Origin of the sequence: Microbacterium zouquanmingi (assembly GCF_052266695.1) — a bacterium.
In the GTDB taxonomy this organism is placed as follows: Bacteria; Actinomycetota; Actinomycetes; order Actinomycetales; family Microbacteriaceae; genus Microbacterium.
Genome location: NZ_JBQPQZ010000001.1, coordinates 864,666 through 888,563, shown reverse-complemented (window position 1 = coordinate 888,563; position 23,898 = coordinate 864,666). Strand labels below are relative to the sequence as shown.

Sequence of the window (23,898 nt, the reverse complement as noted above, 5' to 3'; positions counted from 1 at the left end):
GGCGTCTTGTGACTTCAGATCAGCATCAGCGCACCGGCATTCTGCGCCGCATCGCGCGATACATCACGGGCATCGAGCTCGTCATCGGCGGCATCGCCGTCATGATGATCCTCGTGCTCGTGTTCTACCAGGCGCTGCAGCGGTATCTGCCGTTCGAGAGCATCGCCTGGACGGGTGAGCTCGCCCGCTTCGCTCTGCTGTGGGCGACGTTCGCCGCGATGGGTGTGCTGGTCACGACCCACGGGCACATCGCTCTCGAGCTCGTCGATTCCATCCGCAACCCCATCACCGTGCGCGTCATCCAGGTGATCTCGCTGGTCATCGTCGCCGCGACCGGATTCGGACTGAGCGTGGAGGCGTGGTCGCTCATCACCACGCAGGGCATCGTGAAGTCGCCCGTGCTGCGTGTGCCCATGTCATGGGTGTACATCCCCGTGCTCATCGGCACTGTCAGCACGACGATCCGCGCGCTCATCGCAGCCGCAGACATCGCCATCCACGGCCCGATCGTCGCCGACATCGAAGAGGACCAGCCGGAGGTGGCAGGACTGTGACTCTCCTTCTTCTCGCCCTCGCCATCGCCATCCTGCTGGCTATCCGCGTCCCGGTGCCCTTCGCATTCCTCGGCCCGTCCCTCGTCTACATGGCGATCGAAGGCCAGTCGCTCGGCATGGCGCTGCGCACCGTGACCAACGCGGCAAGCAGCTTCCCGCTGCTCGCCGTGCCGCTGTTCATCTTCCTCGGAGCGCTCGCCAACCACGCCGGAATCGCGGATCGGCTGTTCCGGTTCGCCCAGGCGCTGTTGGCCAACGTCCGAGGCAATCTCGGTTACGTCGCCGTCGGCACCAGCGTCGGCTTCGCGTGGATGAGCGGATCAGCTGTCGCTGACGCGGCCGCGCTGGGCAAGGTGCAGATTCCCGCGATGATCCGCGCCGGTTACGGCAGGCGCTTCGCCACGGGGGTCTCGGCCACCTCGGCTCTCATCGCACCGGTCATGCCACCGAGCATCCCGGCCGTCATCTACGCCGGACTCGCCGCAGTGTCCACTGGCGCATTGTTCGCGGCATCCGTCATCCCCGCACTCCTCATGGCCATCGGCCTGTGCCTCGTCGTATGGATGCTCGTGCGACGAATGAATAACGTCAAGAAGGGCACTTTCGATCGCGCCGAGTTCATCGCATCGAGCAAGGGCGTTCTTCTGCCGATGATCGCACCGTTCATCATTCTCGGCGGCATCCTGGGCGGCTTCTTCACCCCGACCGAAGCGGCGGCCGTCGGAGTCGTATACATCGCGCTCGTCGGCGTGCTACAGCGATCGCTGAGTGTGAAGAGCTTCATCAAGGCGCTCACCGAGACCGTCACCACGACGGCATCGATCATGATCATCGTCGCCTCGGCATCGCTGCTCGGCTACATCCTCGCCCGCGAACGGCTTCCGCAGATGCTCACCGAACTCGTGTTCGCGATCACCGACAGCCCGACGGTGTTCCTCATCCTCGTCACCGTGATGATGCTCATCCTCGGCACCGTCATCGACGCCACGGCGATCCTCGTGCTGACCGTGCCGATCATTCTCCCGATCGGCAACCAGATCGGCGTCGACCCGATCGTGCTCGGTGTTCTGATGATCCTGTCGCTCATGATCGGCCTGCTCACCCCACCGGTCGGAACCGTGCTGTTCGTCACCGCGGCGGTATCGAAGACCCGCATCGGCGAGGTGTTCCGAGGGAGCCTGCCGTTCATCGTGCCGCTGCTGGTGATCTGCGTGCTCATCATCGCGTTCCCTGAAGCTGTGATGTGGCTGCCGGGGGTGCTGGGACTGTGACGCTCACCGAACCTCCGAAAGCGGCGAATGCGCGCAGACCCTCTGTGCTGATCGGGCTGATCGGTGAGGGTGTCAAACCCTCGCTGACCCCGCCGATGCATGAGTTCGAGGGCGCTCGTCACGACATGCACTATGTGTACCGGACGATCGATCTCGCACTCGCAGAGGGCACGCCTGAGCACCTCGACATGCTGCTTCACGCAGCCAGGCGTCTCGGGTTCAACGGCCTCAACATCACGCACCCGGTCAAGCAGGCGGTCGTCCCGCTGCTCAACGGACTCTCCGACAGTGCCAAGGCGGTCGGAGCGGTGAACACCGTCGTCTTCACAGATGAGGGCATGATCGGCCACAACACTGACGTGACCGGTTTCACTGCGGCCATGACCGACGCGTTCGGTGCGGAACCCCTCGGCCGCGTCGTGCTCCTCGGCACAGGGGGCGCGGGCTCCGCCGTCGCCACCGCTTTGGCGCAGCGTCCGGTCGCCGACCTCGTCCTCATCGATCAGGTCGAAGAGCGCGCGATGGCGCTCGCGGCCCAGATCAGCGCGCTCGGCATGTCCGCCGTGCGGACGGTCGGGCTCGCCGACCTCGCTCGCGAACTCGCCGGCGCTGATCTGGTCGTCAACGCCACTCCGGTCGGCATGGCAGCCCACCCTGGCACCCCGTTCGACGTCTCGCTGCTGCACGGAGACATCCGCGTCGCTGACATCGTGTATCGCCCGGCGGACACACCGTTGCTCGAAGCGGCCCGTGCCCGCGGTATCCGGACCATGTCGGGCCTCGGAATGGCTATGCACCAGGCAGCCGACGCGTTCGAGATCTTCACAGGGCGGCGCGCAGATCGCGCGGCCATGCTCGCAGACCTCGATCGGCTGGTCGCCGCGGAGGCGCCCGGCCCCGAAGACGCAACACCCGAAGAAGTACTACACGCACCAGAAAGAGGAGAGAACCGATGAACGCACGACGCACGCAGCGAACGATGTGGCTCGCGCTTGTCGCCGCACCGGCGATGATGCTGGTCGCCTGCTCCAGCGCAGGAGACACCACCGGCGGAAGCGATGGCGGAGATGCCGGAGCGACGCAGAAGCTCACGCTCGCGCACAGCTACAACGAGGATCAGCCCCAGCACCGCTGCGGCGCACAGGTGATCGCCGATGAGGTGAACGCGGCAGGCGTGGGGCTCGAGATCGAGATCTTCCCGTCCAGCCAGCTCGGTGGCGACGCCGACCGCATCGCCTCGGTCGCATCCGGCGACATCGACATCGACATCCAGGGCGCATCCGCGCTCGGCGCCGTCTACGAGCCGATCAGTGTGCTCGACGCGGCTTACGCGTTCGATGACTCCGACCACCTGGCCCGCTTCATGGCCAGCGACGCGTCCGACACCGTCACCGAGGCCTTCGAGGCAGAGACCGGCGTGCACGCGCTGGGCGCCTGGTCGGCAGGAGCGCGCCAGTTCACCGCGAACACGCCGATCCGCACCCCTGAGGATCTGCAGGGCCTGCGCATGCGCTTCCCCGGCTCGCCGCAGTTCCTCATGAACGCCAAGGCGCTCGGTGCCGAGGCCACCGAGGTGGCGTACGAGGAGCTCTACCTCGCGCTGCAGCAGGGCACGGTGGACGGTCAGGAGAACCCCATCACCAACATCGTCGCCTCGAACCTCAAAGAGGTGCAGGACTACGTGAGCATGAGCTCGCACCAGCTGAACACCAACCTCGTCATCGTCGGATCGGTCTGGAACGAGCTGAGCGACGAGCAGCAGGAGGCTCTCTCAGCGGCGACCGAGAAGGCCGTCACCGAGGTCACGTCGTGCGTGGCGGAGGACGAGGAGACGATCCTCGATGAGTGGCGCACCGGAGGTGACTGGGAGGTCATCGAGGACGTCGACCGCGATGCGTTCAGCGAGAAGGCCGAGGAGTACCTCTCCGGCGTGCTGACCGGCGACTCGCTCACCGTTTACGAGGCCATCCGCTCGACGAGCGAGTGACACTCTGCATGGCGCGTTCGATTCCGACATTCACAGGGGAGGTGAGCGCAGACGGGCTCGGGGTGACTCTCATCCACGAGCACGTCTTCGTCACTGACCCCGAGCTCGATATCAACATGCCTCATCCCGAGTGGGATGAACGAGCGTTGATCGAACGTGCCGTGCAGACTCTCTCCGCACTCTTCGATCGCGGGGTGCGGACGCTCGTCGACCTCACCGTCATCGGCCTCGGCCGCGACGTGCGTCGCGTTGCCGAGGTCGCAGCCCGCGTGCCACTACAGATCGTCGCGGCAACCGGATGCTACGCCGCAGAGGTTCTGCCGCCGTACTTCCGCCTGAATGGCCCTGGGCTCGTGGTCGATGGCCCAGACCCGCTCGTCGACTTGTTCGTCGGTGATATCGAGCGAGGGATCGCCGGCACGTCCGTGCGTGCGGGGATGATCAAGATCGCCTCGGATGCTTCCGGACTCACCCCTGACGCTTCGCGGGTGTTCGCGGCTGCTGCCGTCGCGCATCTGCGCACAGGCGTTCCGATCACGACGCACTCGCACGCGGCATCCCGCGGCGGAATCGCTCAGCAGGACGCCTTCGAGCAAGCCGGTGTGCCGCTGGATCGAGTCGTGATCGGCCACAGCGGAGACTCGACTGATGTCGCCTACCTGCGCCGACTCGCTGACCGCGGCTCGTTCCTCGGCTTCGACCGGTTCGGCATGGAACATGTCGCTCGCGACGCGGATCGAATGCGGATGCTGCTGAAGCTGCTCGACGCCGGATACGCAGATCGGATCGTGCTCTCGCACGACGCGGCGATCTTCAGTCGGGTCACGCCGCCGTCCTGGCGCGCGGCACACGCGCCGAGCTGGACGATGTCTCATCTCTTCGAACATGTGCTGCCGCAGCTGCGTGCGGCAGGACTCGACGAGGCTGCCGAGCATCAGCTGATGGTCGTGAATCCGCGCAGGGTTCTGACGGGTGCGGCATGATGTGGGGGTGGACAGCATGAGCGAACCGGTGGTGCGCAAGCGCGACGCCGAGCGGACCAGGGCGGAATTGCTCGAGGTCGCCACTGAGGCGTTCGCCGAGTCCGGCTACGCGGGGACTCGGGTCGACGAGATCGCCGAGCGCACGCAGACGACGAAGCGGATGATCTACTACTACTTCGGCGGCAAGGAGCAGCTTTACCTCGCCGTGCTCGAGAACGCGTACCGCGGCATCCGCGAGACCGAGCAGGGGATTCATGCGGGCGACCTGCCGCCGGTGGAAGCGCTCCGCCAGATCGCCGAGCTCACCTACGACCATCACCTCAACCACAGTTCGTTCATCCGGCTGGTGTCGATCGAGAACATCCACCACGGCGAGTTCATCAAGCGCCTCGACGGGCTGCGCACGCTCAACCAGCCGGCGGTCGACGTTCTCGAGACGGTACTCGAGCGCGGCCGCGCAGACGGCTCGGTGCGCGCGGATGTCGACGCACTCGACGTGCACCTGCTGATCAGCTCGTACTGCTTCTTCCAGGTCGCCAACCAGCACACCTTCGGGTACCTGTTCGACCGCGACCTGCTCGCAGAGGACCGGCGCGAGCACCTGCGCTCGATGATCGGTGACGTCGTCGTGGCATGGATGACCGCGCCGACGTCGGCCTGACGCGCCTCAGATCAGACGGCGCAAGGCTTGCTCGAGAGAGATGCCCTGCGCCTGCGCACGGTCGCGCAGGCGCGCGTGCTCGTCGGGAGTGAGCGTCACGTGCAGATCGATTGCGGATGCCGCGGGCCCTTCGACAGGCTCAGGGACCTCGAAGACGTCGAGCAGTGAGGATGCTTCGGCCCACAGCGGCTGCGCGGGCCCTCCGACAGGCTCAGGGATCGGGATCGACTTCTGCGCGCTCGCTGAGCCTGTCGAAGCGTCGCTTCCGAGGGTGAAGCCGGGGCCGCGGCGCGGCTCCTGCTTCGCCTGGTACGCCTTTGCAGCCGCGTTCGCCCGCTCGTCAGCGGCTTCGTTCAGATCGTGCCCTGCGTGACCCTTCACCCAGGCGAACTTCACATCTCTTCCCTGCATGGCCTCATCCAGCGATTCCATGAGGTCGCGGTTCAGAACGGGGGCGCCGTCGGCTTTGCGCCAGCCGCGGCGCTTCCACCCCGGCATCCATTTGGTGATCGAGTCGATCACGTACTTGCTGTCGCACATGATCAGCAGCGATTCGCTGGAATCCGCCGTGGCCTGCAGCAGTTCGAGGACCGCCCGCAGCTCGCCCTGGTTGTTCGTTCCGTGCGGAGAACCGCCCGCCGCCCAGTTGTCATCGTCGATGTACCAGGCCCAGCCGTTCGGTCCTGGATTGCCGAGGGCGGAGCCGTCTGCGGCGGCGGTGATCGTCATCCTTCAACCGTAACCGGTTGGGTTAGGCGTGCTCTTCGGGCGCGTCGTGCTCTTCGGGTGCGGGAAGCGCGACCGGGACGCTGATCGACGAGACGCTCGTGCTGGCTTCGAGCCCCAGGCCGATCTCGAGCGGATCGACCGGTACCTCGGGAAGATCGTCGACCGAGCCGTTCCGATCGAGCGGTTCGCCGGGGAGGGCGGCCCAAGCATCCTTGTCTGCGGGGTTCTGCGAGAAAAGTCCCATGATCTCCTCGGATGATCTAGAAGTCGTCGATGATGAGCTTGCCCATCTCCATCATCCTCGCGTATGCACCCGGACGTTCCATGAGTTCGCCCATGTTCTCCGGAACGATCTGCCAGCTGAGTCCGTACTTGTCGGCGAGCCAGCCGCAGACTTCGGCTTCGGGGACGGCGGTCAGGGCATCCCAGTAGTGGTCGAGTTCTTCCTGATCGGCCACGCGCACCTCGAATGAGATGCCGCAGTCGAACGTGAAGTCGTGGACTGAGCCGCCATCCATCATCGAGAACCACTGATCCGCCAGGCGGAACTCGCCGAACATGATCGTCCCCGGCGAAGCATGCGCGGACGGCGCCTCTTGCGCCGTCTGCGGTGGATGCACGGCGATGTAGCCGACGCCCGCATCCGGGAACAGCGAGCAGTAGAACTGCGCCGCTTCACGCGCCTTGCCGTCGACGGACTCGGTGAACATCAGCTGCGGGATGAGGAACGGGCGCGACTCGCCATCGGGACTCGTGAGGATCAGCTGCCAGTTCACGCCGTAGCGGTCTTCCACCCACCCGTACCGCGGACTGAACGGGTACTCGCCGAGCTGCATGCGCACCTCTCCGCCCTCGACAAGACCAGCCCACACGGCGTCAAGACTGGCGCGCGCGGCATCCCCATCACCATCGAATCGCAGCGGGTCGAAGTTCAGCATGAACGACACCGAGGGGTTCGGGCGAAACTCCGCCCCCGCGTTGATCAGCGTCAGCTGATAGCCGTCCACATCGACGTCGACCGTGAGCGTCTTGCCGGCGAAGTCGGCCTGCCACTCTGCCACCTCATCGGGATAGCTCGCGCCGACCGTCGCTGTCGTGTCGGGCAGGATACCGGCATAGAACTCGCCCGCCTCGTCGGCGTTCTGATCGAACCAGATGTTCGGAATGATCTTCTGAGACATCTCGACTCCTTTGTCGTGACGGCTATGACGCGGAATGCGACCACGCGATGATCGAGTGATCGTCGCGTGAATAAAGAGTGCATGCGCTTCGTGCGGGATGCAAGGGGTTGTGCGTCTTGTCGCCAATCTGTCTAGCCTGGACTGATGGCATCTGTCGCAGAGTTCGAGCTCGAATGGAACGCCTGGATCGGAACGCTCATCGCCGCGGTCGTGGCGATCGCGATCGTGGCGGCGATCGTGATCAGCGCGCGCTTCATCGCAGGCCGGGCACGTGGGCGCTCCGCGTGGATCGCCGATCTCGAACGTCGCATCCGCATACCGGGCATGGTGCTGGCGTTCGTGATCGCCGTATGGATCGTGTGCGCGGCGAATGCGCCTGCGACGCTGCCCTGGTGGCAGGTGCTGGAACGTGTGCTGCTCATCGCTGCGGTACTGGTGGGCGCTTGGCTGCTGTCGACGGTGGTGACTTTCGGCATGGAACGGCTCATGCAGTACGACAGCCGCAAAGACGCCACGAGTCCTGAGGCGCGCCGCCGCAAGACGCAGCTGACCATCATGAACCGACTCGTCGTCGTGCTGATCGCGGTCATCGCCGTCGGCGTGGTGCTGTTCTCGTTCCCCGAGGTGCGGGCGGTGGGCACGAGCATCCTGGCATCCGCCGGTGTCATCAGCGTCATCGCCGGTCTTGCCGCCCAGTCAACCCTGGGCAATCTCATCGCGGGAGTGCAGATTGCCTTCACGAACTCGATCCGCGTCGGCGACGTCGTCGTCATCGAGGGCGAGTGGGGCACGATCGGCGAGATCAACCTTTCGTACGTCGTCGTCTACATCTGGGACGAGAGGCGTCTGATCCTGCCCTGCACATACTTCACCACGACACCGGTCGAGACATGGACGAGGAGATCCGAGAAGATCATCGGCACCGTCTACATGGATCTGGACTGGCGAGTGCCGGTGGATGCCGTGCGTGAGAAGTTCATGGAGATCGTCACCGCCTCACCGCTCTGGGACCAGCGTTCGGCGAACGTGCTCGTCACCGGATCCGAAGGCGGCTATGTGACAGTGCGGTTCAAGATCTCGGCGGCGAACTCCGACGACCAGTGGGATCTGCGGTGCCTCGTGCGCGAGAAGATCGTGACCTGGCTGCAGCAGGAGCACCCCGAGGCGCTGCCGGTCACGCGCGTCGCGATGGAAGATCGCCCCGCCGGCTGAGCGCGCGACACGCGTCAGTGAATTTCACGGGCGTCGGCCCGGATCGGGCGCTCCGCGCTGACACGTGTGATCCGCACTGACAGGTGTGCGGTCAGGATGCCGCCGCGGCACGCACGGCCTCGACGAGCTGCCTCCAGGCGCCTTCGAGCGCTGACTCGGGTAGGGTCTGCTCGAGCCGAGCGCCGGGCGGGCGGGCCTGGATTCTCCAGACGTACCGGTCTGCTCCTGACTCCGTCGGCGCAGGATCCTGCCAGGGGCAGCGATAGATCAGCTCGATCCAATGCAGCTCTTCATCGCGGGGCGGCTCGACCTCCCACTGACGGCGGAGCCCCGCCAGGCCGCCGGTGCGCACGACCGTGACGATGAACCGGTCGTCATCATCCGGTGCGTCGGGTTCCTTCGGCATCCAGCACTCCCACGGTCATCCATGCGTCGCGTACGGCGGCGGTCACTTCTTCACCGTACTCGCGGCCGGCGGCCGACACTGTGGCATCCGCGAATTCACGGAACGTTGCGGTCGAAGAGAGTCCTCCTGTCAGCGCGCAATACCAGACGGTGCCCGCGCGCTCCCAGGCGTTCCGGCCGAGCGCACGGGCGGTGAGCGCGAAGGCGCGATTCGGGATGCCCGAGTTGATGTGCACGCCGCCGTTGTCTTCTGTGGTCTGCACGAATCCGCTCATGTGCGCTGGTTGCGGGTCCTTGCCGAGTTCATCGTCGTCGTATGCCGTGCCGGGTTCGAGCATCGATCGCAGCGCCTTCCCCTGCACCGCGTCGGTGAAGATGCCGGCGCCGATCAGCCAACTCGCATCCGCCGCCGTCTGCTCGAGTGCGTACTGCTCGGCGAGTGCCCCGAACACATCGGCGATCGACTCATTGAGCGCGCCGGGCTGCCCCTGGTATTCGAGGTTCGCGGTGTGCTGGATGACGCCGTGCGCCAGCTCATGACCGATCACGGTGAGCGAGCCGGTGAAGCCGCGGAACACCTCGCCGTCGCCGTCGCCGAACACCATGCGCTCGCCGTCCCAGAAGGCATTGTCGTAGTCGATGCCGTAGTGGACCGTGGCGTCGAGCGGCGCCCCTGCGCCATCGAATGAGTTGCGCCCGAAGGCGCCGAGCAGCATCTCGAATGTCGCCCCGAGCCCGTCGAACGCCTCATTCACCGCAGAGTCCGCAACCGGCCCTTCGTCTTCGGTGCGCACCACGATGCCGGGCAGCTTCTCGGTGCCGCCCGCATCGCTGATCGTGCGGTTCGGAGCATCCGTCAGCTCGGCGACGAGGTCGCCGTTCTCATCGATCGACAGGTTGATGCGCGCGCGGAACTGCGGACGACCCGCCAGCAGAGTCTGGCGCGCGGCATCTGCGGCCTTCGTGAAGCGACTCGACTGCGCGAGGCGGGCGAGCAGGTATGCCGGGATGATGCCGTGTACGCCGTCCATGCGCTCGACGATACGCCCGGCCGCTGACACTCCGGGGATGGCGTGCAGCACTTCGCTCAGCCTGAGATGGGCTGCAGCGTTCGTCCTGCGATAAAGCTCGCGGTGAACACTTCGCGCACGGGCTCGTTCGCGCGGGTGCCATCCAACTGGGCCGCCATCACCTCGACGCCGCGTGCGCTGACCGCCTCGACGGGGAGTCGCACCGAGCTCAGACCGAGCAGTGACAGGCCGGGGAGAACGCCGTCGATGCCGGTGACTGACAGATCCTCAGGGACGCGGATGCCAGTGCCGTCGATGGAGTCGAGGAAGGTGATCAATCGCTCATCTGAGGGGAACATCGCCGCGGTCACCCGCTTCTCCCTGACCATCGCCACAACGGCCGGCGTCACATCGCTCAGGCGTGCCCATGACCGCGTCTGTACGCGCACCGGACGGGCGCCCTTTTCCTGCAGTCGCGCGATCATCGCTTCGGAGCGGGCGTGCTCGACGAACGATGCGTCACGCGACGTCGCGATCACGGCGACGTCGCGGTGGCCACGGGCGAAGACCTCGTCGGCGGCGAGATGCCCGTTCGCATGCTCGTCGTACGCGATCGAGTGCACCCCGCCGAGGCTGGTAGGTCGACCGAGCACGACCATGGGAACGTACTCGGCGAAGGCCGCCGCACGCTCGAGCGGAATCGTCCCCGTCGCGATGAGAAGACCACGCACGCGCTGTTCGAGCAGATGATCGAGCCCGATGACCTCGTCGTGATAGTCCTGCGTGAAGGTCGGTGAGACGGTGAGCAGCCGAAGCCCGCGATCAGATATGCCGCGCTGCAGCTCCGAGTGCATGAGTCCGTAGTACGGGTTGCGGACATCGCGGATCAGCAGGCCGAGCACGTCCGAGCGGCTGCCGGCGAGCTGGCTGGCGGCGCCGTTGCGAATGTAGCCCGTCCTGCGCACAGCGTCCATCACCGCGGCCTTCGTCTCTTCGCTGACCGATGTGGATCCGTCCAGCACTCGCGAGACTGTGGCATCCGAGACCTTGGCCTCGTGCGCGACATCTTTCATCGTCACTCGGGGCCAGGCGCGCGGACGACGGGTCGCGTCGCTCATGTCTGCGCCGGGGTGCGCACGCCGCGCTGTACGAGATAGTCCTGCAACAGCGCAGGCCAGTCGGTCTGGATGACGTCGGCACCGATGTCGACCAGTGGCCCCCACCCGAGAGCTGGGCTCTGCAGGACGGCGACGGTATCGTCCCAGCCGCCCATCAGGGCATTCCCGTTCCCGAGGTCCAGGGCATTCATATACGAGAAGGTAGCGCGTGCGCGCAACCCGGCGGACCATTCCGGGGCACAGAACGGATGCTGCGGATCGGATGCGACAGCCTCGATGCCCACCACGTTCAGCTCGGGGTCATCGAGGGTGTGCTCGGCCTCGGCCACCGTCTTCGCGATGGGGAGAAGCGGGTACTTCACTTCGTGCCTTCGTGCCGCCTCGATCGCCCGCTCGTCGCGGGCGTCGACTTTCATGAGCAATCGATCGGCGATGCGGAAGTCATCCAGAAAGTGCAGCAGCCGTGGCCAGTAGCGCCACGATCGATCGATGTTCAGTGACACATCGGGCAGGCGCCGCAGGATCGTCTCAAGGCGTTCGACCCGCACGAGCGGTGTGGCGCGGCGCTGCGGGTAGGCGAGCTGCTCGATCTCGGCAGTCGACATCGTCTGCATGTTGCGGTCGATGCCGAAATGCTGCTTCTCGTAGCCGTCGTGGAACGCGAAGAAGTCACCGTCGGTGGACTCGATGACGTCTATCTCGATGAGGTCGCCGCCGCAGCGCGCGGCCGCGGTCACCGCCGCTGCGGTGTTCTCGGCGATCATGCCGAGGCCGGTACCGCGGTGCACCGCGACGAGCGTGCCGCGCGTGCGGAATCGGCCGTTGAGGTAGGCGTTCACGGCAGCATGACGCCGCTGCCCGAAGGCAGGCTCGGCAAACCGGTCGGCGGATGCCGGGACGGCGGCCTGCGCGAGAGGAGAGGTGTTCACAGCGTGAGCTTTCGTTCGTAGGAGGGCGCCGTGGCGTCTGGTGTGGAGGATGCTGCGACGCCTGCGGCATCCGAAAGGGAAACGGCAGGGGCGACCCGACGACGACGGGGTCGGCGTCCGTACACAAGCCACAGCACGAGAGTGGAGATCACCATGATCAGCACCGTGTACACGTAGGTCAGCGCTGTGCCGTCACTCATCGTCTCTGAACTCGTCGCGTTCTTGATCACGACGCCCAGCGGCTGCAGCAGCGGGTGCGACAGGAAGATGGCGGAGTCGTAGTCATCGAGCAGGCTGGTGAAGTTCAGTGCAGTGATGGCTGCCGCTGTGGGCCCCACCAGCGGGAGCAGCACCCGTCGGAAGGTGTACAGCTGGCTGGCGCCGAGCATCGAGGCGGCCTCTTCGAGATTGTCGGGAATGCCCGAGAACGCGGCCTTGAGCAGGCGGAATGTGAAGGGGATCTTGCCGATGATGTACGCGATCGCAAGGATCCAGAATGTACCGGTCAGCACTGTGCCCAGCACAGACGGCTGCGGGACATTGAAGGTGACAAGCAGACCCAACGCGATCATGGTCGAGGGCAGGAACCACGGAATGTGCAGCAGATATTCCAGCGCGTTCGTGATCACGTTGCGGTTGCGCTGGACCATCCGTGCCGCGAACATCATCAGCACGATCACGGTGACCGACGCGACCAGTCCGTAGGCGACGCTGACGAGGAAGGGCTGCATGCCCTTCTGGGTCGTGAACACGGCGATGTAGTTGTCGAGGGTGAAGCTCGACAGCGTGAGCACACCCGAGTTGATCGCCCTGACATCGGTGAACGAGTAGAGCAGGACGAGGGCCGGCGGCAGCACATACACGACGAACAACGCGTAGGCGAGTACGTGCGTGAGGACGTTGACGACCGGATTGTGGATGCGCTGCTTCTCGAGCGGGGTCGGCACCTTCGACACCGAGAAGTACACGCCGCCGCGCTCCATGCGGTTCAGGACCGCCAGGAGCACGATCGTGACGAGCCCGAGCAGGATGGCCAGAGTTGCGGCGAGGTCGCGCGACGTCGACGTGGTCGCGAATGCGAGGATCATCGGGGAGATCGTCTGGAAGTCACGACCGCCGAGCACTTGAGGCGCGGCAAGAGCGCCGAGCCCGCCGAGGAACGTGAGGATCGTGATGGCGAAGATCATGGGCTTCAGCTGCGGAAGGATGATCCGGCGAAGGATTCGGAGGTCTCCGGCGCCCATCATTCGGGCCGCCTCGATCGTCTGCAGGTCGACTTTCGCGATGGATGCCGAGAGGAACAGCAGATGGTTGCCCGTCGATGCGAACGTCATCACCATGACGACGGCGAACATTCCAGAGAACCAGTTCGGATCAAGCTCGGGGAAGACATTCAGCAGCGTGCGGGTGACGGCGCCGTTCGGGCCGTAGACCTGCTTGTACCCGAAGACGAGCACGATTCCGCCGCAGACGAGCGTGCTGGCATAGCCCAGCCACAGGATGCGCGCACCTCGGATCGCGTACAGCCGGGTGACGAGCACGAGGAAGATGCCGATCACGTTCACCGTGACGGACAGGATCGCCGCGAGCAGCACACTGTTCCACAGCGACTTCACCGCGCGCTCAGACCCGAACAGCCGCTCCACGGCGCGCAGGGAGAAGCCGCCCTTACCGTCTGAGAACACTTGGCCTAGGAGGGTGACATTGGGCATGACGAGGAAGGTGCCGATGCCCCAGATGAGGATGACGGTGACGATCAGCCAGAGTGGGTTGCGCAGCATCCGGACCGTGGGGCTCATGCGGACACACTCTGCAGCGTGGCGGACGAAGCGTTCTGCGGCCTCCCGCTGCGGTACTGCAGCAGGTGTTCGGCGGGGATGGCGAGACGCACTGCGTGGCCGACCGGGTGCGCGGCGGCACCATCTTCGCGCACGATTGCGCGGACCTGGCCGAACCGGCCGCAATCGACCGTGTACGCGGAGTTCGTGCCGTGGTACACGCGGCTGGTCACGGTGCCATCGATGACGGGGTGAGCTGCCGTCTCACCGCCGTCGAGCAGAGTCGGTTTCTCGAGGCGGAGATACGTGGCGGCATCCGGATCGAGAAGATCGCGGGAGTTTCCGGCGCCGATGTCGCGCAAGTGGGCGACCAATGCGGGCTCGAGCCTGTTCGCCTCGCCGATGAACGTGCACACGAACTCGGTCATCGAGCGGGCGTAGACCTCTTCAGGAGTGCCGACCTGCTCGATGCGGCCGGCGTTCATGACGGCGATGCGGTCAGACATCGCCAGAGCTTCGTCCTGGTCGTGGGTCACGTAGACGGTGGTGATGCCGAAGTGCTGCTGCAGATCCTTCAGCTGGTGGCGCAGTTGGTGGCGCAGCTTGGCGTCGAGGTTCGACAGCGGCTCATCCAGCAGCAGAATCTTCGGACGAAGGATCAGCGAACGGGCGATTGCCACGCGCTGCTGTTGGCCTCCGGACAGCTCCGAGACGTTCTTGGTGAGCTGCTCGGGACGCAGCTCGACTTCGGCGGCGATCTTGCGCACGCGCTCGGCAACCTCGTCAGCCTTGATGCGCTTCGTCTTGAGGCCGAAAGCGATGTTCTCTTCGACGCTCATGGAAGGAAACAGGGCGTAGTTCTGGAAGACCATGCCCAGGTCGCGCTGGTCGCTGCGCAACTGCGTGACGTTCTTGCCGGCGATGGTGATGGTGCCAGATGCAGGTCGGGTGAGTCCCGCGAGCGTGCGCAGTGCGGTGGTCTTTCCGCAGCCGGACGGGCCCAGGAGGGTGAAGAACTCACCCTCCTGAACCGTCAGGGAGAACTCCGGCAGGGCGGTGAAGTCCGCGAACGTCACAGTGACGTCAGAGAAGGTGATCATGAGTGTCTCTATCCAGCCGGAAGTCCGACTTGTCGTCTTGGTTGCTCAGCCGATGTGGTTGAGTTCGACTTCTTCGATCCACGAGGGGAGGTTCTCGGCGACGAACTCCCAGTCGATGTCCTGCGCCTCGAAGGAAGCGGTCATCTCGACGGCGTCCTGGGAAGCATCAGACTGTGCGTCGGTGTTGGTCGGCGCGGTGAAGAACTCCTGTGACCAGGCGGCCTGCACTTCGGCGCTGCCGAACCAGTCGATGAACTCGCGTGCCTGCTCGCCGTTCTTGCTTTCCTTGACCAGGCCGATGGCCTGGTTGATGATCGGGACGCCCACCTTGGGGTAGATCGCCGCGGACTGGACCCCGTACTCGACCTCGCGGGCGGACTTGCCAGCCAGCCACATCTGTCCCAGGTCGACGTCGCCGCTCAGCATCCGGGCGTACAGGTCGGTGCCTTCAACAGCAGGGGAGCCGTTGGCGAAGAACTCGCCGATCGCGGTCCAGCCTTCATCGCTGATGCCGAGGTTGCCGCTGTCGTCGCGGTAGCGGCTGAGCAGGCTCGTCACGACGAGTTGAGTCGTGCCGCCGGTCAGAGTCGTCGGCGTCTCGTAACGCCCGTGGTACTGCTCGTCTTCGAAGAGGTCCGTCCAGTCCTCGGGTGCGCCCTCGCCGTCGGGGTAGGCAGCGGTGTTGTAGACGACCATGATGGGCTCTTCGATGATCGAGTGGTAGACGCCGTCCGGGTCGATCTCTTCGACCTTGTCAGCCCACTCCGGGGTGTACGCCTCGAGCACGTCGGCAGCCTTCATGCCCTCGAAATTGACGTTGTTCGGGCCGAACACGACGTCGGCGATCGGGTTGGCAGCTTCAGCGATGATGCGCTCAGTGATCGCTCCACCGCCGGCGTCGACGTACTCGACCTCGAACCCGGCCTCGGCGGCCTGCTCGACGAGCCATTCGCCACGACCGTCCGAGACGGAGTTCGAGTAGACCACCAGGGCCCCTCCTGCGTCTTCGGATGTGGGCTGTGCCGCGGGAGTTGCGCCGGTGCAGCCGGCCAGGAATACGCCCGTCACGGCGAGGCCCGCAGCGGCGGGGAGGAGACGACGAAGGTTCATCAGGGGTCCTATCTCGGTGGCAAATCGGAAGTGATGTATGCGCATACATGAGGTGTCTGTATGCGCATACATCACGGTGCACAAGTGCCGTGACGGGATCTTTGCCGCGACATGAACAGCGGGCGAACTCATCGTCAGGAGCTCTCAGCTCTCTCGCGTAAAATCGGCCTAATGACCGACGCACCCTTCGACAGGCTCAGGGACCGAGAAGGGAACGACCTCGGCGACGGCCTCGATCCCGACGAGCTCGCCATCACCCTCCGGGTGCTCGCTTCGCTCGATTCGATGAGCGAGCAGCATCCCGATTACATTGCCGTCCGCCGCGCGACGGCGCAGATGTTCAAGGCCGTCAAGCGCGCTCGTCGCAAGGAGATCCGCGACGCGATCGCCGAGGCCGACCGCGCCGTCGTTGCGAACACCGCGACCGGTGCGCCCGATCGCATCGACGACGAGACGCGCGGCCATGATCTCAAGACGACGGTGGATGCTCCGATCGCCGGCGAGCTCCTCAAACCCCGCAACTGCTATATCTGCAAGCAGCCGTACACGCTCGTCGACGCGTTCTACCACCAGCTCTGCCCTGACTGCGCGCGCTTCAGCCACGGCAAGCGCAATGCGCGCACGAACCTCACCGGTCGTCGCGCGCTGCTCACCGGCGGACGCGCGAAGATCGGCATGCACATCGCGCTGCGCCTGCTCCGCGACGGCGCGCATCTCACGATCACGACGCGCTTCCCGCGCGATGCGGTGCGCCGGTTCTCGTCCCTTCCGGATGCCGCGGACTGGATCGACCGCCTTCGCATCGTCGGCATCGACCTGCGTGATCCTGCGCAGGTGATCGCGCTCGCCGACTCGGTTGCGGCCCAGGGGCCGCTGGACATCCTCATCAACAACGCAGCTCAAACCGTGCGGCGCTCGCCGGGTGCGTACTCTTTGCTGGCGGATGCTGAGATGCAGCCGCTGCCGGCCGGGAAGCTGCCCGAGATGGAGACGTTCGGACACACGGCTGATCCGCATCCGCAGGCCCTGCAGGCATCAGTCGCCGCGAACCCGCTGCTGTCGGTCGCAGCTCTCGGCGGCACTGTGGCCGAGCAGGGCGGTCAGGCGCTCACCGCCGAAGACCTCGCACGCCTCGCGATGGCACCTGGTTCATCGTCGCTCGCGAAGCACGCCGATGGCTCAGCGATCGATGCCGGCGGTCTCGTGCCCGACATCGATCACGTCAACAGCTGGGTGCAGTCAATCGAACAGGTCGACCCGCTCGAGATGCTCGAGGTGCAGCTCGCGAACACGACCGCTCCCTTCCTGCTGATCAGCAGGCTTCGGGCTTCGATGGCTGCGTCCACGGCGCACCGCAAGTACGTCGTGAATGTCTCTGCGATGGAGGGACAGTTCTCGCGCCGTTACAAGGGGCCGGGGCATCCGCACACCAACATGGCCAAGGCAGCGCTCAACATGCTCACCCGCACCAGCGCGGGCGAGATGCTCGAGACCGACGGCATCCTGATGACCGCCGTCGATACCGGCTGGATCACGGACGAGCGCCCGCACCACACCAAGGTGCGCCTCGCGGAGGAGGGTTTCCACGCCCCGCTCGACCTCGTCGACGGCGCCGCGCGCGTGTACGACCCGATCGTGCAGGGTGAGGCAGGGGTCGATGTGCACGGGGTGTTCCTGAAGGACTACAAGCCCAACCCCTGGTGACCGGTTCGGTCTCGACCGTGCCTCACACAATCTGGGGGCCGGATTCACGGATGTCGGACGGATTCGGCCGAAGCATCCGACATTCGTCGTCTGGGTCCCCAAAGTGTTGGACCCCGAGGTGGCCAAGCGGATGCTGCGGGGCGCGGTCCGCCTCACTCGACCGGCAGCCGCACCGTGACGACGAGCCCACCCCCGCTTCGTGGCTCCAACTCCAGCGTTCCGCCGTGGGCGCGCGCTATCCCTTCGGCGATCGCGAGCCCGAGCCCAGCCCCGGCGTGGGTGGCATCCTTGCTCCGGAATCGACCGACCCCGCGTTGGAACGGCTCCACCAGCGTGGCGAGGAGATGGGAAGGGATCGCCTCGCCGGTGTTCTCTATCACCGCCACCGTGCCCTGCTGGGTCATCTCGGTGCGCACCTCGACTCGCCCGTCCTTCGGGAGGTTGTGCACGATCGCGTTGTGGACCAGGTTCACGATGAGCTGTTGGAGCAGGGCTGGTGAGCCGTTGACGAACGCCGTCGTGCCTCGGATATCGAGCGTCACGCTGCATCGATCGGCCAGCGGATGCAGGCTCTCCACGGCATCTTCCGCCAGGAGGGACAGCTCCACCCGCTCGCGATCGAAAGTGCCGCGATCCGCGCGGGCGAGCAGCAGAAGTGCCTCGGTCAGGGCGATCGCTCTTGCGTTGACATCCTGCAGTCGGTCGATGAGCAGGTCGACGTCGCGCTCGGGGTCCTCCCGAGCCACCTCGAGCATCGTCTGCGAGATCGCCAGCGGTGTACGCAGCTCGTGCGAGGCATTCGCGGCGAAGCGCCGTTGCTCCTCGACGTGCGCCTCGAGCCTCGCGAGCATCGTGTCGAACACGTCCGCGAGGTCACGGAACTCGTCCTTCGCGCCAGGCATGTCGACGCGATGCGAGAGCGATCCTTCTGCCGCCAGTCGGGCAGCCTCATTGAGTCGGGTGAGCGGTGCCAGCATCCGCCCGGCGAGGAACCAGCCGCCCACGAGGCCCAGCCCGAGCAGGAAGACAAGCGCGGCGATGGTCGGAGGGACGAACGCCCGCACCAGATCGCCGCGGTTGGGCACGCGCATGTTCGCGTGGATCTGCGCATCGGGAACGTAACGCAGCAGAAAAAGATAGACCACCGCCAGCAGCAGCACGCCCGCGATCATGAGGAACCCGGCGTAGCTGAGCGTCAGTTTGAGCCGAGCGCTCATGCCTCTGCGCCTATCCACGGACGGCATCCGTATCGATCCGATACCCCACGCCGGGCACCGTCAGGATCAGCCACGGCTCACCCAGCCTCTTACGAAGCGACGAGACCGTGATGCGCACGGCGTTCGTGAACGGATCAGCGTTCTCGTCCCACGCCCGTTCGAGCAGTTCCTCTGCGCTGACGACACCGCCCGCAGCGCTGACCAGCACCTCGAGCACTGCGAACTGCTTGCGGGTCAGTGCGACGTAGCGGTCGTCGCGGTACACCTCGCGGCGGAATGGGTCGAGGCGGAGCCCCGCGACCTCGTGCACCGGCGGGCGGACATGCGTGCGCCGACGGTCGAGTGCGCGCAGCCGCAGCACCAGCTCGCGCAGCTCGAAGGGTTTCGTGAGGTAGTCGTCGGCGCCCAGTTCGAACCCGGTCTCCTTGTCATCGAGACGGTCGGCGGCCGTCAACATGATGATCGGGATGCTGGCACCCGAGGCCACGATCCATCGCGCGATCTCGTCGCCGGACGGCCCGGGGATGTCGCGATCGAGCACGGCGATGTCGTAGCTGTTCACAGTCAGCAGCTCGAGTGCGGTATCGCCGTCCCCGGCGATGTCGGCGGCGATGGCCTCCAGTCGCAGCCCGTCTCGTACGGCCTCCGCGAGGTAGGGCTCGTCCTCGACGATCAGTACGCGCATGAGTCTGCTTCCATGTGCTCAGATCCTACGCACCCGGACATATCGGGAGCATATGGAAAAAGGCATACGACCTCGCAACCGCCTGCGGAGTTCGCTGTAGTCATGAGAACCACGCATGTGCTCGTCCCTCCACCGGTTTCGACATCGATCGCCCGTCGCCAGCAGCGTCGCGCTGTGGGCGCGCTCGTCATCACGTTGGTGGCGCTCGTGGTAGCTCTGGTGCTCGTCGTCGCCAATGGCTCACGTTCGCTCGCAGAGATCGCCAGCGGCACCGGGCAGCCGGTCGTGTTCGGAACGGCAGGCGACACTGGCTCCGTCGTCACCCCCGAGCACGGTTACATCGGCGAGGACGAAGGGCTGTCGGTTTTCGACGAGCAGGCGCCGGCGGTCACGCGGTTGAACCCCGGACTGCTCGATGCGCTGCGCCGGGCGGCGACGGATGCTCAGGCGGACGGCGTCGACTTCGTGGTCAACAGCGGCTGGCGGTCGCCTGAGTACCAGTCCTCTCTGCTACGTGCGGCGGTCGACGACTACGGCTCGGAGGAGGAGGCGGCGCGCTGGGTCGCGACGGCGCAGACCTCAGCGCATGTGTCGGGGGATGCCGTCGACATCGGCCCGCTCACGGCGACCGACTGGCTCGCCCAGCACGGCGCGCAGTACGGGCTTTGCCAGATCTACGGCAACGAGTCGTGGCACTACGAACTGCGACCGGATGCTGTCGGCGGGATGTGTCCGCCTGTGTATTCCGATCCGACCGAGGACCCCCGCATGTGGTGATGGTCCACCGGTCAGAACACCCTCGACAACCGACTTCTGGCGGCGGATCATGGAGGCATGACAGCCTTCACAGTGGATGGCGCGTTCAGCGGATTCAGCGTCGCCCACGGGCTTGCCCTCACACGCGACGAAGTAGTGGCGTCACTTGCCGCTGCTCCGCCGTGGGAGCGTTACGAGATCGAGGAAGCGCGGATCATCCTGCTCTCCGACGCCGCGGCGGCGCTGGTGTACACCGGACGCGGATATCGCATCGGTGAACCACCCTTTGTCGCGCTGATGTCGAGCACCTATGTACGGCGCGGCGGGAGATGGAGACTCGCCGTCTATCAACAGACTCCGATTCCAGCGCATGCACCGGTACAGTCTGCGGAACATCGATCAGTTCGATGACGCCATCCGTGGGTTGCTGGTCAGGAGGCGCCCCGGCGGTGGTCGACGGTGAGCTCGTACAGGTCGCTGCGGTAGAGCGATCTGGTTGATTCTGCGATCGCGCCGTGTTCGTCCTTGGCCGTCGCTTTCACCGCCAGACACGGCGTGCCGGTTTCGATGTCCAGCATTCCGGCGGTCTCGGCATCGGGCAGCACGGCGCTGATCCGCGAGGTCGCGCGTTCGATGCTCGTGCTGTAGTGGTCGCGCAGCACCGTGTAGAGCGATCCGCTGAGGTCGTGTCCGAGCAGCCCGGGGAATCGGTCGGCAGGCAGCGTCGACACGTCGACGCCGATGGGCGCATCATCTCCGAAACGCAGGCGGCGGATGCTGTAGACGTGGGTTCCTTCGGCAACCTGCAGGGTCGCTGCGGTCTCTTCGTCGGCCGGTTCCATCGACATGCCGAGCACTTGCGAGTGCGGCACCCGGCCATGAGAGCGCATCGCCTCGCTGAAGGACATCAGCGTCATGGTTCTGGTCATCGGCCGCTGCGCGACGAACGTGCCCTTGCCGCGGATGCCCACGATGCGCTTGGCGTCGAGGAGGATCGTGAGCGCGCGCCGGGTCGTCATAGGAGAGACGCCGAACTCCTTCGACAGCTCTTCTTCGCTGGGCAGCGCATCACCAGCGCTCATCGTGTCGATGCGCGAGGAGAGTGTGTGCAGAATCTGCTGATACTTGGCAACCATGTTCGATCTGACCCTATCGGCGTGTGATGACGTGCAACAGCTTTGATTCTGCCGACGGATTCTCGATGCGCAGCAGGCGCTCAGCGCCATCGAGAGGGCTTCCCTCGGCAGGGACGAATTCGAGGGGGAGGTCGAGAGCGCGCGACCTGATCCCGGGCATGAGCAGATCGAGCGCGGCTGCCGCTCCGCCCGTGAATGTCGTGGTGATCGTCTCGCCATCGGTGGCTGCGGACCTGACTGCCGCGCGCAGGCGGTCGGCGATATGCGCTCCGGCCGCGGTGAAGATCGCCGCGGCGTCGGCGTCGCCCTCGCGGGCATGCAGTGCCAGTGGTGAGCAGAGCGCGGCAAGAGCGCGGGGTCCGGCGCTCAAAATGCGTTCGGACCACAGCGTGATCGGACCGAGTTGGCGGATGCAGAGGTCGAGGATGCTCTGGTGGTCGCTGACGCCTTCGTGGGTGTCGATGGCATCGCGCACCGCGCGCTGGCCGATCCATGCGCCGGAACCGCGGTCATCGAGCAGAAGTCCGTATCCTCCTATGTGCGTGAACGAGCCACCTGCCGTCATGCGCACGGTGACGAGCCCGGTGCCGATCGCCACAACGATGCCCGGGCGGCCTGCCAGCGCGCCCAGATGCGCGGTCAGCCCGTCGTCTGCGATGCGCACCTCGCGAGCGCCTAGCGGATGGAGAGCCGCGGTATCGAAGCGCGATGCATCCCCCCAGACTCCGGTCGCGCCGACCGCGACGCGTTCGCAGCGGATGTCGAGCGCGCAAAGCTGTGCGACCAGCTCCCAGAGGGATTTGGAACTAATCATAGAGTTGACCACAGCATGATCGCTGGCGCGCAGCAGTCTGGCGCGGACGCCGGTCCCCCCGATATCTATGCAGACATCAACGCCATTCGCGCCCCGGTGCTGATTATTGACGATTCCGGTCATGGCTGTTAGCTTATCGCATACACCTAGTGTTTAACCAGATCCCTAGGGTTATTGTGATTTTGGGCAACGAGAGTTCGTTGCATGAAAATATTCGGACGGAGTAGTCGATGAAATTTCGCAAACTTGCGCAGCTGTCGGTGGCAGCGATCGCTGTTTTCGCTATCGCAGGGTGCGCCCCAGGCGGACAGGCGGCGCAGAACAACGCCGGTGCAGAGGATCGAGAGGTCTCCACGGAGATCGGTCCGGAGGAGGTCACTCTCCGGATGGCGACCACCGCACCTCGCGAGATGGTCGAGGCGTACATCGAAGGGTTCAATGAGCTGTACCCGCAGGTCACCATCGAACCCGAGTACGCGGAGTTCGCGGCGTACAACACCAGCATCAACCTGACGATGACATCGAACACTCCGCCGGACATCGCCCAGTACGGCGTTGTGATGAAAGAGCTCGTACCGGGCGGTGAGCTGCTGTCGCTCGAGCAGTACCGCGAGGCCTATGGCTGGGATGACGTCCTCCCCGGTGCCGCCCTCGCGTTCTCCGAGTTCAGCGACGACGGCAAGCGCTTCGGCGAGGGAGACCTCTACGGTGTGCCGACGGCTCTTTCCGAGACCGGGATCTTCGTGAACAAGGCCGTTGCCGCAGAGTTGGGCATCGAGCTGCCGATCGCGACTCTCGGCGACCTCGAAGACGCGATGGACAAGGCGCTCGCCGCCGGTTACACGCCGATGGAGGCGGGCGGGCTCGACACCGGAACGCTGCACCTGTGGGCCAACCTGCTGGATGTCCTGATGCCGTCGGATGACTTCCGAGCCTGGGTCAACGGCCAGGAAGGCGGCTCGATCACGGGTCCCGGCGCTCTCGCCGCCACAGAGAAGCTCGCCGACTGGGCTGCTCGCGGATACCTCCCGGCCGACGCGAACGCGAACGGCCAGGCGCAGTCGACAGCGAACTTCGTCGAGGGCGACACGCTGTTCCTGTTCAACGGAACCTGGGCGGTCACGCAGGTCAACGACGTGCTCGGCGACGATGGCGGATTCTTCACCATGCCCGGTGAGACAGCGGATTCTCCCGCCACGATGTCAGGATCTTCGGTCGCGTTCATGGTCTCGAGCCGCACCGAGTACCCGGATGCCGCTGTGGCGTTCCTCGACTACATGGCATCCGCTGAGGGCGGAAAGGTCGCCGTCGATCAGGGCTACATGCCCCCGCACGTCGATACCAAGGTGGAAGCCGAAGGCGCCACCCGCGATCTGCTCGACGCGTTCGCCGCGGTGATGGCTGACGACGGTATGAAGCGCTTCCCGGACTCGGCAGCGCCCGGCATCATCGACCGCATGACACCCGGAATCCAGGCGCTCACGGCAGGCAGCGGCGACCCCGTCGCGTTCCTCGCGGAGCTGCAGGACTTCCGCGACGAGTACCACTCGGAATGATC

25 protein-coding genes are annotated in these 23,898 nt (G+C 65.5%); 11 read left to right on the top strand and 14 right to left on the bottom strand.

Annotated elements, in window-relative coordinates; translation table 11 throughout:
• Positions 1-8: 8 nt before the first annotated feature.
• Genes ACTU6U_RS04135 through ACTU6U_RS04110 form a run of 6 tightly spaced genes read left to right on the top strand, consistent with a single transcriptional unit; the run spans position 9 to position 5,456 of the window.
• A complete protein-coding gene (locus ACTU6U_RS04135) occupies positions 9-554 on the top strand; it encodes a TRAP transporter small permease (protein WP_443467875.1) in 546 nt (181 codons plus the stop codon).
• A complete protein-coding gene (locus tag ACTU6U_RS04130; protein WP_443467874.1) occupies positions 551-1,825 on the top strand; it encodes a TRAP transporter large permease in 1,275 nt (424 codons plus the stop codon). Before ACTU6U_RS04135 ends, ACTU6U_RS04130 begins: the two co-directional genes overlap by 4 nt.
• Positions 1,822-2,781 (top strand): shikimate dehydrogenase, encoded by a 960-nt coding sequence (locus ACTU6U_RS04125; RefSeq protein WP_443467873.1) that lies wholly within the window; start codon positions 1,822-1,824, stop codon positions 2,779-2,781. The genes ACTU6U_RS04130 and ACTU6U_RS04125 overlap by 4 nt, the downstream gene beginning before the upstream one ends.
• Positions 2,778-3,812: a DctP family TRAP transporter solute-binding subunit gene (locus ACTU6U_RS04120; RefSeq protein ID WP_443467872.1), complete on the top strand. Its 1,035-nt coding sequence runs from the start codon at positions 2,778-2,780 to the stop codon at positions 3,810-3,812. Before ACTU6U_RS04125 ends, ACTU6U_RS04120 begins: the two co-directional genes overlap by 4 nt.
• Before the next feature lie 8 nt (positions 3,813-3,820).
• On the top strand, positions 3,821-4,795 hold the full coding sequence (locus tag ACTU6U_RS04115) for a phosphotriesterase family protein (RefSeq protein WP_443467871.1): 975 nt from the start codon (positions 3,821-3,823) through the stop codon (positions 4,793-4,795).
• Positions 4,796-4,811: 16 nt separating this feature from the next.
• Positions 4,812-5,456, top strand: a complete 645-nt coding sequence (locus tag ACTU6U_RS04110; protein WP_443467870.1) for a TetR/AcrR family transcriptional regulator — start codon at positions 4,812-4,814, stop codon at positions 5,454-5,456.
• A 6-nt stretch (positions 5,457-5,462) separates the two neighbouring features.
• Here ACTU6U_RS04110 and ACTU6U_RS04105 read toward each other — a convergent pair whose 3' ends face one another.
• The 3 genes from ACTU6U_RS04105 to ACTU6U_RS04095 are packed head-to-tail and all read right to left on the bottom strand — an operon-like array spanning position 5,463 to position 7,366.
• Positions 5,463-6,185, bottom strand: a complete 723-nt coding sequence (locus ACTU6U_RS04105) for a ribonuclease H family protein (RefSeq protein WP_443467869.1) — start codon at positions 6,183-6,185, stop codon at positions 5,463-5,465.
• Positions 6,186-6,207: 22 nt separating this feature from the next.
• Positions 6,208-6,429 carry a hypothetical protein gene (locus ACTU6U_RS04100; protein ID WP_443467868.1) on the bottom strand — a complete coding sequence of 74 codons (222 nt, stop codon included), beginning with the start codon at positions 6,427-6,429 and terminating at the stop codon, positions 6,208-6,210.
• 16 nt (positions 6,430-6,445) lie between these two features.
• Positions 6,446-7,366 carry a VOC family protein gene (locus tag ACTU6U_RS04095; protein ID WP_443467867.1) on the bottom strand — a complete coding sequence of 307 codons (921 nt, stop codon included), beginning with the start codon at positions 7,364-7,366 and terminating at the stop codon, positions 6,446-6,448.
• 144 nt (positions 7,367-7,510) lie between these two features.
• Between ACTU6U_RS04095 and ACTU6U_RS04090 the strand changes: the two genes are divergently transcribed.
• On the top strand, positions 7,511-8,578 hold the full coding sequence (locus ACTU6U_RS04090; protein WP_443467866.1) for a mechanosensitive ion channel family protein: 1,068 nt from the start codon (positions 7,511-7,513) through the stop codon (positions 8,576-8,578).
• A 91-nt stretch (positions 8,579-8,669) separates the two neighbouring features.
• Here ACTU6U_RS04090 and ACTU6U_RS04085 read toward each other — a convergent pair whose 3' ends face one another.
• From ACTU6U_RS04085 to ACTU6U_RS04055, 7 genes are read right to left on the bottom strand one after another with little or no spacing between them, the layout of a single operon-like run.
• Positions 8,670-8,984, bottom strand: a complete 315-nt coding sequence (locus ACTU6U_RS04085; protein WP_443467865.1) for a protealysin inhibitor emfourin — start codon at positions 8,982-8,984, stop codon at positions 8,670-8,672.
• On the bottom strand, positions 8,956-10,014 hold the full coding sequence (locus ACTU6U_RS04080; RefSeq protein WP_443467914.1) for a M4 family metallopeptidase: 1,059 nt from the start codon (positions 10,012-10,014) through the stop codon (positions 8,956-8,958). The genes ACTU6U_RS04085 and ACTU6U_RS04080 overlap by 29 nt, the downstream gene beginning before the upstream one ends.
• A gap of 56 nt (positions 10,015-10,070) precedes the next feature.
• On the bottom strand, positions 10,071-11,111 hold the full coding sequence (locus ACTU6U_RS04075) for a LacI family DNA-binding transcriptional regulator (protein WP_443467864.1): 1,041 nt from the start codon (positions 11,109-11,111) through the stop codon (positions 10,071-10,073).
• Complete coding sequence (locus ACTU6U_RS04070) at positions 11,108-12,040, bottom strand: glycerophosphodiester phosphodiesterase family protein (RefSeq protein ID WP_443467863.1); 933 nt, start codon at positions 12,038-12,040, stop codon at positions 11,108-11,110. Before ACTU6U_RS04070 ends, ACTU6U_RS04075 begins: the two co-directional genes overlap by 4 nt.
• Positions 12,037-13,839 carry an ABC transporter permease gene (locus tag ACTU6U_RS04065; RefSeq protein ID WP_443467862.1) on the bottom strand — a complete coding sequence of 601 codons (1,803 nt, stop codon included), beginning with the start codon at positions 13,837-13,839 and terminating at the stop codon, positions 12,037-12,039. Before ACTU6U_RS04065 ends, ACTU6U_RS04070 begins: the two co-directional genes overlap by 4 nt.
• Positions 13,836-14,918, bottom strand: a complete 1,083-nt coding sequence (locus ACTU6U_RS04060) for an ABC transporter ATP-binding protein (protein ID WP_443467861.1) — start codon at positions 14,916-14,918, stop codon at positions 13,836-13,838. Before ACTU6U_RS04060 ends, ACTU6U_RS04065 begins: the two co-directional genes overlap by 4 nt.
• A gap of 45 nt (positions 14,919-14,963) precedes the next feature.
• Positions 14,964-16,028: an extracellular solute-binding protein gene (locus tag ACTU6U_RS04055; protein ID WP_443467860.1), complete on the bottom strand. Its 1,065-nt coding sequence runs from the start codon at positions 16,026-16,028 to the stop codon at positions 14,964-14,966.
• 171 nt (positions 16,029-16,199) lie between these two features.
• On the opposite strand from ACTU6U_RS04055, the gene ACTU6U_RS04050 reads away from it, so the two are divergent.
• Positions 16,200-17,732: an SDR family NAD(P)-dependent oxidoreductase gene (locus ACTU6U_RS04050; RefSeq protein WP_443467859.1), complete on the top strand. Its 1,533-nt coding sequence runs from the start codon at positions 16,200-16,202 to the stop codon at positions 17,730-17,732.
• A 152-nt stretch (positions 17,733-17,884) separates the two neighbouring features.
• Here the strand turns inward: ACTU6U_RS04050 and ACTU6U_RS04045 are convergent, their stop codons facing one another.
• Positions 17,885-18,949 (bottom strand): sensor histidine kinase, encoded by a 1,065-nt coding sequence (locus ACTU6U_RS04045; RefSeq protein WP_443467858.1) that lies wholly within the window; start codon positions 18,947-18,949, stop codon positions 17,885-17,887.
• Between the two features lie 10 nt (positions 18,950-18,959).
• Entirely contained in the window at positions 18,960-19,634 is a 675-nt protein-coding gene (locus ACTU6U_RS04040) for a response regulator transcription factor (protein WP_443467857.1), read from the bottom strand.
• 102 nt (positions 19,635-19,736) lie between these two features.
• On the opposite strand from ACTU6U_RS04040, the gene ACTU6U_RS04035 reads away from it, so the two are divergent.
• Both ACTU6U_RS04035 and ACTU6U_RS04030 read left to right on the top strand, forming a co-directional pair.
• Positions 19,737-20,411, top strand: coding sequence for a M15 family metallopeptidase (locus tag ACTU6U_RS04035; protein ID WP_443467856.1), 675 nt, complete (start codon positions 19,737-19,739; stop codon positions 20,409-20,411).
• Between the two features lie 57 nt (positions 20,412-20,468).
• Positions 20,469-20,801, top strand: a complete 333-nt coding sequence (locus tag ACTU6U_RS04030; protein ID WP_443467855.1) for a DUF4440 domain-containing protein — start codon at positions 20,469-20,471, stop codon at positions 20,799-20,801.
• 20 nt (positions 20,802-20,821) lie between these two features.
• Here ACTU6U_RS04030 and ACTU6U_RS04025 read toward each other — a convergent pair whose 3' ends face one another.
• Both ACTU6U_RS04025 and ACTU6U_RS04020 read right to left on the bottom strand, forming a co-directional pair.
• Positions 20,822-21,526: a GntR family transcriptional regulator gene (locus ACTU6U_RS04025; RefSeq protein ID WP_443467854.1), complete on the bottom strand. Its 705-nt coding sequence runs from the start codon at positions 21,524-21,526 to the stop codon at positions 20,822-20,824.
• A 13-nt stretch (positions 21,527-21,539) separates the two neighbouring features.
• Positions 21,540-22,463: a BadF/BadG/BcrA/BcrD ATPase family protein gene (locus ACTU6U_RS04020; RefSeq protein ID WP_443467853.1), complete on the bottom strand. Its 924-nt coding sequence runs from the start codon at positions 22,461-22,463 to the stop codon at positions 21,540-21,542.
• 107 nt (positions 22,464-22,570) lie between these two features.
• On the opposite strand from ACTU6U_RS04020, the gene ACTU6U_RS04015 reads away from it, so the two are divergent.
• Positions 22,571-23,896, top strand: coding sequence for an ABC transporter substrate-binding protein (locus ACTU6U_RS04015; RefSeq protein ID WP_443467852.1), 1,326 nt, complete (start codon positions 22,571-22,573; stop codon positions 23,894-23,896).
• Positions 23,897-23,898: the final 2 nt, after the last annotated feature.

Excerpts from the sequence above, each read along its gene's own strand:
- ACTU6U_RS04080 (WP_443467914.1), bottom strand. The coding sequence starts at position 10,014 with ATGGACGGCGTACACGGCATCATCCCGGCATACCTGCTCGCCCGCCTC.
- ACTU6U_RS04085 (WP_443467865.1), bottom strand. The coding sequence starts at position 8,984 with ATGCCGAAGGAACCCGACGCACCGGATGATGACGACCGGTTCATCGTC.
- ACTU6U_RS04045 (WP_443467858.1), bottom strand. The coding sequence starts at position 18,949 with ATGAGCGCTCGGCTCAAACTGACGCTCAGCTACGCCGGGTTCCTCATG.
- ACTU6U_RS04015 (WP_443467852.1), top strand. The coding sequence starts at position 22,571 with ATGAAATTTCGCAAACTTGCGCAGCTGTCGGTGGCAGCGATCGCTGTT.
- ACTU6U_RS04095 (WP_443467867.1), bottom strand. The coding sequence starts at position 7,366 with ATGTCTCAGAAGATCATTCCGAACATCTGGTTCGATCAGAACGCCGAC.
- ACTU6U_RS04030 (WP_443467855.1), top strand. The coding sequence starts at position 20,469 with ATGACAGCCTTCACAGTGGATGGCGCGTTCAGCGGATTCAGCGTCGCC.
- ACTU6U_RS04025 (WP_443467854.1), bottom strand. The coding sequence starts at position 21,526 with ATGGTTGCCAAGTATCAGCAGATTCTGCACACACTCTCCTCGCGCATC.
- ACTU6U_RS04040 (WP_443467857.1), bottom strand. The coding sequence starts at position 19,634 with ATGCGCGTACTGATCGTCGAGGACGAGCCCTACCTCGCGGAGGCCGTA.
- ACTU6U_RS04020 (WP_443467853.1), bottom strand. The coding sequence starts at position 22,463 with ATGACCGGAATCGTCAATAATCAGCACCGGGGCGCGAATGGCGTTGAT.
- ACTU6U_RS04055 (WP_443467860.1), bottom strand. The coding sequence starts at position 16,028 with ATGAACCTTCGTCGTCTCCTCCCCGCCGCTGCGGGCCTCGCCGTGACG.
- ACTU6U_RS04050 (WP_443467859.1), top strand. The coding sequence starts at position 16,200 with ATGACCGACGCACCCTTCGACAGGCTCAGGGACCGAGAAGGGAACGAC.
- ACTU6U_RS04060 (WP_443467861.1), bottom strand. The coding sequence starts at position 14,918 with ATGATCACCTTCTCTGACGTCACTGTGACGTTCGCGGACTTCACCGCC.
- ACTU6U_RS04065 (WP_443467862.1), bottom strand. The coding sequence starts at position 13,839 with ATGAGCCCCACGGTCCGGATGCTGCGCAACCCACTCTGGCTGATCGTC.
- ACTU6U_RS04110 (WP_443467870.1), top strand. The coding sequence starts at position 4,812 with ATGAGCGAACCGGTGGTGCGCAAGCGCGACGCCGAGCGGACCAGGGCG.
- ACTU6U_RS04075 (WP_443467864.1), bottom strand. The coding sequence starts at position 11,111 with ATGAGCGACGCGACCCGTCGTCCGCGCGCCTGGCCCCGAGTGACGATG.
- ACTU6U_RS04105 (WP_443467869.1), bottom strand. The coding sequence starts at position 6,185 with ATGACGATCACCGCCGCCGCAGACGGCTCCGCCCTCGGCAATCCAGGA.
- ACTU6U_RS04100 (WP_443467868.1), bottom strand. The coding sequence starts at position 6,429 with ATGGGACTTTTCTCGCAGAACCCCGCAGACAAGGATGCTTGGGCCGCC.
- ACTU6U_RS04035 (WP_443467856.1), top strand. The coding sequence starts at position 19,737 with ATGAGAACCACGCATGTGCTCGTCCCTCCACCGGTTTCGACATCGATC.
- ACTU6U_RS04120 (WP_443467872.1), top strand. The coding sequence starts at position 2,778 with ATGAACGCACGACGCACGCAGCGAACGATGTGGCTCGCGCTTGTCGCC.
- ACTU6U_RS04115 (WP_443467871.1), top strand. The coding sequence starts at position 3,821 with ATGGCGCGTTCGATTCCGACATTCACAGGGGAGGTGAGCGCAGACGGG.
- ACTU6U_RS04090 (WP_443467866.1), top strand. The coding sequence starts at position 7,511 with ATGGCATCTGTCGCAGAGTTCGAGCTCGAATGGAACGCCTGGATCGGA.